The sequence below is a fragment of the Arthrobacter sp. 10L430 genome, assembly GCF_056395245.1.
Map to the genome: position 1 here is coordinate 112985 of NZ_JBFTJD010000004.1, position 11472 is coordinate 124456.

The window sequence follows — 11472 nt, forward strand, 5'->3', positions numbered from 1 at the left end:
AATCTATGTCAAGCAACAACTACTACGACGTGACTACGTGGCCCGTCGGCAATCCGTCCGAGGACGTCGGTGAAGTAATCAACAGCATCATCGCTGACATCAAGAACCGGCAGACCGTCAGCGATGCGAACAATGGAGGAAAGCCAGGCGCGGTGATCTACATTCCGCCCGGGGACTACCACCTTCGTACGCAGGTGGTCATCGACGTCAGCTTCCTCAGGATTCATGGCTCGGGACACGGCTTTACGTCGTCGAGCATCCGGTTCAACGTTCCCGAAGAAGAATGGCCCGACTTGCATGAGCTGTGGCCCGGAGGGAGTCGCATTATCGTCGACATTCCCCTCGGCGGAGACGGGGAGGAATCCAAGGGAGCCGCCTTCTACGTTGAGCGAAGCGGGAGCCCGCGGATCAGCTCGGTCGAGTTCTCCAACTTCTGCATCGACGGGCTGCACTTCAACTCGGATGGCTCGGGGATGCATCCGGAGAACACCTACGTCAACGGCAAAACCGGTATCTATGTCGCGAACGCCAATGACTCATTCCGCGTAACCGGCATGGGGTTCGTCTACCTCGAGAACGCCCTCACTATCTACAACGCGGACGCGCTTTCCGTCCACGACAACTTCATCGCTGAATGCGGAAGCTGCATCGAGCTGCGCGGGTGGGGACAGGCATCAAAGATCACCGACAACTTGGTCGGAGCAGGCTTCAAGGGCCACTCGATCTACGCCCAGAACCATGGCGGGCTCCTGATAACTGCGAACAACGTTTTCCCCCGTGGTGCGAGCAGCGTCCATCTCGACGGCGTCACGCGTTCAAGCGTCACCAACAACCGTTTGCATTCGTTCTACCCTGGGATGCTGATTCTCGCAGCGAATAGTTCGGAAAACCTCGTGGCCACGAATCATTTCTTGCGTGACCATGAGCCTTGGACGCCCTTCCTGGGAGTCGACAACGGACTGAACGACCTCAACGGACTTCTCTGTGTCAGCGGCAGCAACAACTCCGTCGTCGGCAACCACTTCTCCCAGATCATCGACTCACAGATCATCCGGCCGACAGGTGCGACGCCTGTCATCATCCGGCTGATGACGGGGGTTGGCAACTTCGTCTCCAGCAACCACGTGGTGGCGATGGACGTTCACTCCAAGTCAAGTGACTCCTGCTTCTCGGCTCAGGTGGATGCTCTGTTGACGACCGAGGCTTCGGACGTCCTCGCCGTTACGGCCGTCATGGTCGATTCCGAATCAGCTCGCAATACGATCCTTGATTCCGGTAGTGACGCCCAAGTTATCGCCGATAGGGCTGTCAACGCCGTTAGGGCCACACCCACGGTACCGTCCACGACGTCGCGGTTGTTCGAGGTGGACACGACTGCGCCGCAACCACGCGCCGACACTCCGGGTCCCTAGACTCATCAGATGTCTTTCGACAAGAAACCTGACGCCAGGGCCGAACACCGCTGGCCCGCCGTCATCGCACTGCTCCTGGCACTGGGTCTCTACGCCACACTGCCCAGCAGCTTCCTTCCGGCGCTCCGGTACGCGGTGGTGGCCGTCGGGCTGCTGATGCTCATTCCCCTGGTCGCACTCAACCCGGCCCGGCTTCGGCGGCAAACCCGCTGGTCCAAGTACCTCGCCACCGGCCAGGCCCTGTTGCTGGTGGCCGCCAACGAGGTGGCGCTGGTGCAGCTGATCATCCTGCTGACCTCCTCCGGGAAACAGGACGGACCCACCCTCCTGCTCGCGGCGCTTCAGGTCTGGGTCACCAACATCATTGGGTTCGCCCTGGTCTACTGGGAGCTGGACCGCGGCGGTCCCGTCTCCCGCCGGCACGCCGACCGCAAGGACCTCCCACCCGCCGACTTCCGCTTTCCGCAGGACGAAGACCACGACGCCGTCGAGGAGGTGGCTACCAGGTCGTCCGTGAAGACGGGCTGGGTGGCCTCCTTCGTGGACTACCTGTACTTCTCGGCGTCCAACTCCATGGCCTTCAGCCCCACGGATACCATGCCGCTGTCCCCGCGGGCCAAAATATTCATGGTCCTCGAGGCAGCCGGCGGCTTTGTGCTGCTGGCCCTCGTGATTGCCCACGCGGTGGCCCTGATCAACTAGCAGTGCCCTTCAAAAGACGAGGCTCCGTCCAGAGACTTACGCCTGCTTCAGCCGGGCCTGGTAGCCGGGCTCCGTACCGGTGGCGAGGCTTGCCGGCGGTATCCGGTGCAGCTGCGACTGGATTCCGGCCCGGAACACCGGCGCAGCCTGCGGCCGCTTCGCCCGAAGCTCTTCCGCCGTCTGGTGCCGGATTTGCCGCACCACCCACGGCAGGAAGTAGGTCCTGGCCCAGACCAGGTCGCCGGCCCCCGCCTCCCGCCAGCTCCTTTCCGGCAGCTCCCGGGGCTCCAGGGGCTGAAGCGAATGGGCTACGTTCAGGGAATTCAACACCATGATGGCAATGGTGTGGTAGCCCAGCGGCGAGAAGTGCAGCCGGTCGGGATCCCACATCAGGGGATCCCGGAGCTCCCGCAGAGCCCACAGATCAGCCACCACGCAGTCGTGCCGGGCCGCGATCGCGTGGATGTTCTCGTTGAAGATCGCTACCTTGGCCCTGTTCCGGCTCAGCACGGGAGTGTGCCACCAGTCCGGTCCGGTGAAGAGCACAATGGTGGCTCCGGTGGTCTTCAACAGCTCGACGCCCGCGTCCAGCCTGGCAGCGAGCTTGTCCGGATTGCTCCTGTGAAACACCATGTCATTTCCGCCGGCCGACAGGGTGATCAGATCCGGCTTCAGCCTCAGCGCCTGTGCCAGCTGCCGGTCCAGGATTTCCTGCAGCAACAAACCGCGCACGGCCAGGTTCGCGTAGGCAAAATCCTCATGGTCAACGCTCAGTTCCTCCGCCACACGGTCAGCCCAGCCGCGCCAACCGCCCGGGCTGCGCTCTTCGGGGTCACCGATCCCCTCCGTGAACGAGTCCCCCAAAGCCACGTACCGGCTCCACGGGTGCGGGGCTGCTCCATTGCGGCCCGAGCTGAGTTCAAAGCGGCCGACGGCGTCCATCGCCTTATCCTCTCCCTCGCCGCCCGCAGGCTCCCCAGCTCGTCGGGGCGTTACTGAAGTAACGCTTTCGTTTCCTGATGCATTCCAAAAGACCGGGGAAATTTGCAGAAGGCGGGCTGGAGTCTAACTGAAGAAGTTGATCAGCACAGGGGCAACAGCCTCGTTCGCGACGGCGTGGTCCTGGCCGTCCAGCTTTTCCTGCTTCATGCCGGGAACGGCTGCGGCGACGGCGTTGATGGCGGCCCCCGCCCAGGACGGGCTCGCACCCCCGTAGATCCCCAGCGTGGGGATCTGAATGGCCGACAGCTTGTCGGCAGGGACGCTGCCGTCCCTCGTGAGCGTGAGGTCATAGGGCAAGGTGTGCGCAACGCCGAGGAGGGCAGGCCACCACGGCATGCTCGTCATTCCTTCGTCGAAGTCAGAACCGGTGTGGCGGATAAACAGTTCGACGGCGGCTCCACGGTCTCCCGCATCCACGGCCGCCTGGACCCGGTCCCGGAAGGCTTCCCAAGGTTCGTCAGGGGCCTGCGCGGTCAGATACGGCGGCTCATAGGCAGCCAGTTTGGAAATGGGTGCCCCGGTGGCCGCAGCTTCAAGCGCCAGGATGGCACCCGAAGAGTGGCCATAGGTGTAGGCCGATCCGCCCGCGGCATCGATGAGAGCCGTCAGGTCCTCTATTTCTCGGTCCGAACTGTAGGGCGGCGTGTCCGTGCTGTCGCCCCGTCCCCGCCGGTCATACGCGTAGACGGTGAAGTGCGGTGCCAGCAGGGGTACGAGCATGTCGGCCGAACGGCGGCTGTTCAATGCGCCACCGATGATGATCAGGGCTGGTCCTTCACCTGTCCGCTCGAAGGCGATCTTCGTGCCGTCGGCCGAGGTCTGGTGTTCGATCATTTGCAGTTCCTGTTCTTCGGTGCCGGACGTCTGCAGCCGATTGTCGGGTCGATGAGGATTTTTTGACAAATTTCACACTGGCATTGAAGGGGCGGTAGAGGCAAGGAATTGGACGCCTCCGTATCAGTGATCCTGTGGGTTCGTCCCGATGAACGTTCCCGGCGGCATCCCCGCACCAAAAACCGGGCCCGCCAGAGGCCGCTTCGCCCGCAGCTCTTCCTCCGTCTCGTGCATGATGCGCCGAAGCACCCAGGGGAACAGGTATTTCCGTGCCCAGACGAGGTCCTCGGCCCGGGCGTGGCGCCAGCTGCTGTCCGGCAGGACCTTGGGCCGCAGGGGATGCAGCGTGTGTGCGACGTTCAGAGTCTCCAGCACCATCATGGCGATGGTGTGGTAGCCCAGCGGGGAGAAATGCAGCCGGTCCGGGTCCCACATCCGGGCGTCCGTCAGCTCCCGCAATGCCCACAGGTCAGCGATCACGGCATCGTGCCGGTGGGCGATGGTCCGGATGTTCTCGTTGAGGATGGCCACCTTGGCCCGGTTGTGTCCTATTACCGGGGTCCCACCCCAGTCCGGCCCCGTGAACAGCACGATCGTGGCTCCCGTGGTACTCAGCAGCTCCACGCCGGCATCCAGTTTGGCGGCCAGCTTGTCAGGATCGCTGCCGTGGAAGACGAGGTCGTTCCCGCCCCCTGACACGGCGATCAGGTCCGGTTTCAGGGCCAGGGCGGGCTCCGTCTGCTGGTCCAGGATCTGCTCCAGCAGCAGGCCACGAACCGCCAGGTTGGCGTACGCGAAATCCTCGTGACCCACGCTCAGCTCTTCCGCCACGCGGTCCGCCCAGCCCCGCAGTCCGCCCGGGCTGCGCGGCTCCGGATCCCCCACGCCTTCGGTGAACGAATCCCCCATTGCCACGAACCTGCTCCACGGGTGCGGGGCCGTGATCCCCTCAACGGAACCGCGGGTCTCAAGGCCGAAGCCGGCGGCGTTCATCCCCGCAGGCCCCGCCCCGATGCCCGCTTCCGTCAGGGAAGGACGCACGACGCCGGCCCCGTCACCTTGGGAGGTGACCGAACCGGCGTCGTACTTCTTGAAAGGACGGTGCATGGCTGTGTCCTGTGTCTAGTGTCAGGTGCCCGCCGGGTAGGCGGCCTTGTAGTTCGACGCGTAGTGCCCCTCGACCTCTGTCTCTCCGACGGGCATGTCGGCATTGATGGGGTCGTTGTTCTTGAGATCGCCCACGGCGAACTGGACCATCATGTCGTGGTCCTCGTGGACCAGGTTGTGGCAGTGGACCATGTAGCGGCCGCCCTCGTGCTTGCCCGTGTCGAACTGCATCAGGACCGTGACGGACTCGTTCTCCCCCGCGTAGAACACGTCTTTCGGGCCGCCCTCCCAGGCGAACGGCTTGCCGCCGTTCGTGTTCCGGCCGATGATCTTGCCGTCGATCAGGTGGATGTGGACCGGGTGGAACCAACCGCCTGATTCGTTGACGATGGTCCACTGCTCCACCTGCATGCGCTGCGGGTTCGCGAAGCAGCGGGTGAAGTTGGACCTCTCCACGTCATCCCAGGTCTCGCCGTTGATGGTCCACTCCCCGCCTTGGCGCTGGACCCGCAGGATCCTCTTGGCCACGGCCATGTCGGGGGTCAGCGACATCGGGTCCAGGCCTCCGCTGTCCTTGGTGGGATGCTCGCCCGGGTCCAGGCTGGAAGGGATCGAACCGATGGAATGGGACCCGGGCATCAGCGACGGCGAATCCTCCACCACCTGGAACTTCATGACCTTGCCGGTGTTGGCGAAGTTCACGTTGTTCTTGTTGCTCAGGTTCTTGAGCTCCACGGTCTGCCCGGGCTTGTACTTCCGGAAGTCGATGAGCACCTCGACCCGTTCGGCAGTGCCCTGCCGCCAGGATGAGACCGCCTGGACCTTCGGCGTCATCCCGGCGTCGGTGCCCACCACGTAGAATGGAGCATTATTGGAAAGGGCGAACCGGTAGGACCGGGTGATCGAGCCCACCAGGAACCGGAACCGGTAAATCTGGGGCTTGACCTTCATGGTGGGCCACGGCACGCCGTTGACCATCACGATGTCGCCCCACAGCCCGGCGTGGCCGTTGTCGTTGTAGCCGAGGGAACCGTCCGCGTTCAGCATCACGTCCGAGACCAGGATCGGCACGTCGAACTCGCCCTGCGGAAGCTGCTCCCGCTCCTGCTCGTTGGTGATGGAGTAGTACGCGGCCAGTCCGGAGTACACGCCCTGGGCGGTGAGCATGTGGTTGTGGTCGTGGTACCAGAGCGTCCGGGCTGCCTGCCAGTTGGGGTAGTGGTAGTTCTTTACCTTGCCGGGGGCGGTGCGGTCATTGGCGTAGCCGTCGTACTGCGGCAGCGAAGCCGAGCCGTGCAGGTGCGTTACCGTGTTGGACGGATCGGGATACAGGAGGCCCTTGGTGGAAAGCCGGTTGCTGATCCGCAGCTCGGTGCGGGTGCCCTGCTCAACCCGGATGGACGGGCCCGGGAAGACTCCGTTGTAGCCGGCAAGGGTGGTGTTCAGGCCCCGGGCGATCTGGGCTGTCCCCGTCTTCTGGGTGAGGCAGTATTTTTCGAACGGCTGGCCGTCCGGATCCCAGCCCTGCTCATAGGGGATCAGCTCCGGCGGCCGGCGGAACGCCTGGGCGAAGGGAATCGGCATGTTCTTCGCCGCGAGCCGGCTCGGCGTGCTGATGGGCGTGGTTGCCGCGTCTGTGCCGCCCTTTGCCGGCACACCGGCGAGGGCGGCGCCCCCGTTGGTCCCGGTGAGGGCAACAGCGCCGCCCATGATGCTCAGCTTCAGCACGTCCCGTCGTGTTGTTGCCATGAGGTCCTCCAAAGATTTGGGATGCGAGTGTGGTTTTCTGGGTGGCGGGCGGATCGTCAGGGGCTGATCCGGGTGGGCACCTGGACTGTCCGCCACAGGGGGATCAGGTGCAGAAGTTGTGCTGAGCTACCGTATTGAGGGATGAAACCCCACCGGGAGTGAACCGCCGGGGATGGGAACATGATCAGCATGCATCCGGCGGCTGTGGAAAAAGTTGGAAGACCCTGCTGTTGCCACCAGCAACGATCCCCCCAGATGGGGTCACCCGCTGCAAGGTCGGGGTGATCCTCTCTTCGTGCATTCAGCCCAGGCTGACGGCGATGGTCAGATCGGTTTCAGCGGCCGAGTGGTCGCGGTTCATGGCGACCATGACGATCCGGTACGTTCCGGCGCCTGATTCCGTGTTGCCGCGCAGCTGGGCGATGCCTTCGCTCGTGAACCCGCTGGCCGTGTAGAACCTGACGGCACTGGCGAGAGCCGCGTCAGCTCCGCCAGGGACCAGCAGCATCACGCTCCAGTGGGGTGACGCACCGGTTGATCCCTGGAGCTGCCCGGGCGGCAAGGGAACCGCCGGCGGCCAGTCGGCGGGCAGTGCGGGGGCGGAACGGCCCGGACCGGCTGCGCCGTCCGCTCCCCCGCCACGACGGCCTCTGCCGTTGTTTGGGTCCGAAGGAGGCCGGCCGGGCAAGGCAGGCGCTGCCTCAGCCGAAGCGCCGGGTGACGGGGCCGCCGTCGGGCCTGCCGCCGTCGTACTTCCTGCCGGCGCATTTCCTGTCTGCGCATTTCCTGCCTGCGCATTTCCTGCCTGCGCATTTTCTGTCTGTGGGGCCGGCTGGCCCGTTGGCCCCGCAGGTGCCTGGCCGCAGCCGGCGAGCGCGCCTGCGGCGAGGGCCGCCGAAGCGAGCCCCCGCCACAGGCTGCTGTGGGTGGTCATTCAGACCGCGCCCCTGGACAATCCGGTCACGATAATCCGGTCACCACGGTGAAGGCACCAGCTTCGCGGTGTTCCCGGCGCCTTCCCCGTTGGCCAGGAACGGCAGGTGCCAGAGGTCGTTCGGCACCAGCAGATCGCCGGGTTTCACGTTCTCCGGGAAGATGTACTCGAAGATCGGAGCGACATACTGCCCCGGCATGAGCCCGTTGGCCCGCGGCGCCTCGTTGTTGAAGCAGTTGTCCAGACCCGCCTGGTTGATGGTGGTGGTGGTGACGTCCACCGGGGTGGGCATGCACAGGCTGCGGACTCCCACGCGGACAGTCCGGTCCGGCTGGCTGAGCAGCCCGTTGGGTGCCTTGGTGGCGCGGATGCGGGCCCGCTGCGGCTGCGCGCCGGTGTTCTGCGTGGTGATGCCGCCGCTGGGACCGTTGAGCGGGGTGGCGTTCTCCCCGGTCATTTCGAAGGGCGTGATCCACCGGTTGAAGACCGAGCCGTCCGACCTGTGGTCCTCGTAATAGATGTCCACCGGCGTCTTCACGTCCGTCGTTTCGGCTTCGAGGAAGATCCTGTCCTGGGATTCCTGGGCCACGCCGTTGAGCGCCGTGGCCTGGGGGTCCGCCGTTCCCACACCGAATTCGCCGATGGCCAGGTAGCTGGGCTGGGTGCCCGGCTGGGTGTAGATGCCAAGGTTGGCCTCGACGGTGTGGGCGGAGATGTAGTCCTCGGTGCCGTGGACCAGGGTGCCGGAGTAGTCCACGAAGTCACCAACCTCGAACGGCGCCTGCTGGGCCGGATCCGGCGCTGACGCGAGGCCTCCGGTGGGCGGCATCACATACTGCGAGCAGTACTTCTGGCCCGGCGCCGGGGCACTGAGCTCGCCGCTGGCCGGCAGTGCAACCCCCGCGACGCTGAAGTTGCGGCAGGAAAGTGCCTGCGGGCGGTTCTTCTGCGGGCACAGCGCATCATCCTTGGTGGCCGGATCCGTGCGCGGAATGCACATGGGGTATCCCGTGGCGGCGTGGACCGTGGGGTTGTCCTGGTCCACGCTGAAGCGGTAGTCCGGGGACTGGCCGTTGCTGAAGCGCCCGGTGTCCGCTCCGGTGCTGTCGTGAAGGCCGGGGATCTTGGGGTCGTTCAGCTGCACCGTCACGGTGCCGCCGGCCGCGTTGGCCACCTTCAGGGCGCCGTTGGCGTAGTCGATCCCGGTGATCTCACCGCGGCCGGTGTTCGCCGACTGCTGCGAGATGAAGGCCAGGCCGGCGATGTGGCGGGAGCCCACGATGTTGCCCACGGCCCGCAGTTCCAGGCTGTCTGTGCTCAATGGCGCGGTTCCGCCGGTGCCATGGACAAAGTCTGCCCAGCTCACAGTGTTGGCCGGCATCTGGACCACCAGGTTGCACGGGATGGTGATGAGCACGCCGTTGATGGTGACGGAGCCGCCGAAGTCACCCGGATCGGCAGTGGGACAGGCCGCACCGTCCACGGCGGCGCCGCGGGCCAGGCCCGTGTCATCGAAACCGTGGAGCTGCGCCAGCGGAGCGCCGAAGGAGGCCGGGGTGGGCAGGGTGGGCACCACCCAGGGCGAGACGGCGCCCTTGGGCGGTTTGGCTGTGCCCCCGCCTCCTCCGCCTCCTCCGACTCCGCCCTTGGCCATGGCGGCGCCGGCGCCGCCGGTCACGATAAGACCGGCGGCGGCGACAAGAATGGTGAAATTGCGAAACTTGGGCCCAAAAGAAGAGTTCCTCATGGTTGGTCCTTTCGGAAATGCCGAAATGCATATGCAGGACTGGACGCAGAGATGACCTCTGCACTCATGAGGGCGGGCGACGTGTGCGCGGGAGGTGCGAGGCCGGCGTCCGTCGGGACGCCGGATTGCGGGAATTTGCCGGGGCAGCAAAGGCTTCCAAAATGGTTGCCGCTGCCAACTATCGGCACCTCCCCTTGGAAAAAACCTGCGGGTTTTCCGGCGGACGCCCCACACGGGTGGTGACCGCCCCACCCGCATGGGGTCCCCAAGGTATTTGCAACGGGGCGGATCTAGCGTGCTCCCATTCGAGCTGGGCCGCATCCGGCCAGCCAAAAATCCAACGTTCACGGGGAGGAACGACATGGGCAACCATGGATTTGTTGTAAAGGGGCGCGGATTCTTGTCCGTCTCGCCCTGGTGGGGTCTTGTCATCATCCTGCTGGCGATTTTGGCCGTGATGGCGCCGGGGCTCTATGGCACGGGGCCGGCAGCCGTGAAGGCAAACGCCGCCAGCAATTACGTGCCGCAGACCCGCACGTACTACATCGCGGCCGACGAGGTGCAATGGAACTACGCGCCCACCGGCAAGAACCAGATCACGGGTGAGCCGTTCGACGAGACCGCGCAGGTGTTCACAAAGCAGGGGCCGCAGCGGATCGGCAGCACCTACATCAAGTCGCTGTACCGGGAGTACACAGACTCGTCGTTCAAGACCCTCAAGCAGCGCACGCCGGCCGAACAGCACCTGGGCTTCCAGGGGCCGGTGATCCGCGGCGTCGTGGGGGACACCATCAAGGTGGTCTTCAAAAACAACCTGGACCGGCCGGCGTCGGTCCACGTCCACGGCGTGTTCTACGACAAGAGCAGCGAAGGCGCGCCGTACAACGACGGCACCGGCGCGGCCGCCAAAGTTGACGACGGCGTGGCCCCCGGCAGCACGTACAGCTACAGCTACGAGGTGCCCGAGCGCGCCGGCCCCGGGCCCATGGACGGCAGCTCCGTGATGTGGATGTACCACTCACACACCGACGAGGTGGCGGACGACTACTCCGGCCTGGTGGGCCCCATGGTCATCACCAAGGCCAGCGCCGCCCGCGCCGACGGAACCCCGAACGACGTGGACCGCGAGTTCTTCCTCCAGTTCAAGGTCAGCGACGAGAACGCCAGCCCCTACCTGCAGCGGAACATCGACAAGTTCGCCGGCAAGCCCGCCACGGTCAAGGTGGACGATGAGGGATTCCACGAGAGCAACCTCATGCACTCCATCAACGGCTACGTCTACGGCAACGAACCGCTGGAATCCCTGACCATGAAGAAGGGCGAACACGTCCGCTGGTACCTCATGGGCATGGGCACCGAGGTTGACCTCCACACCCCGCACTGGCACGGCAACACCGTGACGGCGCTGGGAATGCGCACCGACGTGGTCAACCTGCTGCCAGCCAGCATGGTGGTGGCCGACATGGTCCCTGACGACGTGGGAACCTGGCTCTTCCACTGCCACGTCAACGACCACATCAGCGCCGGCATGATCACCCGCTACCGCGTTCTCAATGAGGACGGCTCAGTCGGCGGGACCACCCAGACGGCCCCCGACGCCGCCGCCCACGCGGGGCACTAGCCTCCGCTTCAGAAGGCCCTCGTTCAGATACTTCTGAACGAGGGCCTTTCTTTTGCCCAACGTCAGTTGTTGGGCTGGCTGCGAGCGCCAGCACTCGCCAGCTCGATGAAGTTGCCGGGGGATTTCGGGTGGTCCCATGCGGTGTTGGCGACAGTGATTGCGGCACCGCATGTCTGGCACCAGGCACCGGAAATCTATGCCTGGACCATTCTGGCCCTCGCGACGGCATTCATCATGGCCATCGCGGTCCGCAGCACCGCGGCAGCCATAGCCGGAAAGTCGGCAAAACGCCGGAACCAGGCTGCGACCCTCGTCTAGACCGACCATCCGCGACGTACCCGAACACCAATCCGAGCTCCACGGC

The 11472-nt window shown here is 65.0% G+C and carries 10 protein-coding genes; 4 read left to right on the forward strand and 6 right to left on the reverse strand.

Annotated elements, in window-relative coordinates:
* Positions 1–5: 5 nt before the first annotated feature.
* Together AC1DDG_RS05940 and AC1DDG_RS05945 are read left to right on the forward strand one after the other, a co-directional pair.
* Positions 6–1412: a right-handed parallel beta-helix repeat-containing protein gene (locus AC1DDG_RS05940; RefSeq protein WP_476875319.1), complete on the forward strand. Its 1407-nt coding sequence runs from the start codon at positions 6–8 to the stop codon at positions 1410–1412.
* A 9-nt stretch (positions 1413–1421) separates the two neighbouring features.
* Positions 1422–2114, forward strand: coding sequence for a hypothetical protein (locus tag AC1DDG_RS05945; protein WP_476875320.1), 693 nt, complete (start codon positions 1422–1424; stop codon positions 2112–2114).
* A gap of 36 nt (positions 2115–2150) precedes the next feature.
* Here AC1DDG_RS05945 and AC1DDG_RS05950 read toward each other — a convergent pair whose 3' ends face one another.
* From AC1DDG_RS05950 to AC1DDG_RS05975, 6 genes are all read right to left on the reverse strand, one after another.
* A complete protein-coding gene (locus AC1DDG_RS05950) occupies positions 2151–3056 on the reverse strand; it encodes an SGNH/GDSL hydrolase family protein (protein ID WP_230118898.1) in 906 nt (301 codons plus the stop codon).
* A gap of 123 nt (positions 3057–3179) precedes the next feature.
* Positions 3180–3950, reverse strand: a complete 771-nt coding sequence (locus AC1DDG_RS05955) for an alpha/beta fold hydrolase (protein WP_476875321.1) — start codon at positions 3948–3950, stop codon at positions 3180–3182.
* Between the two features lie 123 nt (positions 3951–4073).
* Positions 4074–4943, reverse strand: a complete 870-nt coding sequence (locus AC1DDG_RS05960) for an SGNH/GDSL hydrolase family protein (RefSeq protein WP_476875405.1) — start codon at positions 4941–4943, stop codon at positions 4074–4076.
* 135 nt (positions 4944–5078) lie between these two features.
* Positions 5079–6806, reverse strand: coding sequence for a multicopper oxidase family protein (locus AC1DDG_RS05965; RefSeq protein ID WP_476875322.1), 1728 nt, complete (start codon positions 6804–6806; stop codon positions 5079–5081).
* Between the two features lie 301 nt (positions 6807–7107).
* Positions 7108–7740 carry a hypothetical protein gene (locus AC1DDG_RS05970; protein WP_476875323.1) on the reverse strand — a complete coding sequence of 211 codons (633 nt, stop codon included), beginning with the start codon at positions 7738–7740 and terminating at the stop codon, positions 7108–7110.
* Between the two features lie 40 nt (positions 7741–7780).
* Positions 7781–9487 (reverse strand): hypothetical protein, encoded by a 1707-nt coding sequence (locus AC1DDG_RS05975; RefSeq protein ID WP_476875324.1) that lies wholly within the window; start codon positions 9485–9487, stop codon positions 7781–7783.
* Between the two features lie 361 nt (positions 9488–9848).
* Between AC1DDG_RS05975 and AC1DDG_RS05980 the strand changes: the two genes are divergently transcribed.
* The gene (locus AC1DDG_RS05980) at positions 9849–11108 is read left to right on the forward strand and encodes a multicopper oxidase domain-containing protein (RefSeq protein ID WP_476875325.1); all 1260 of its coding nucleotides are present in this window, start codon (positions 9849–9851) and stop codon (positions 11106–11108) included.
* A gap of 144 nt (positions 11109–11252) precedes the next feature.
* The gene (locus AC1DDG_RS05985) at positions 11253–11426 is read left to right on the forward strand and encodes a hypothetical protein (protein ID WP_476875326.1); all 174 of its coding nucleotides are present in this window, start codon (positions 11253–11255) and stop codon (positions 11424–11426) included.
* Positions 11427–11472 lie beyond the last annotated feature (46 nt).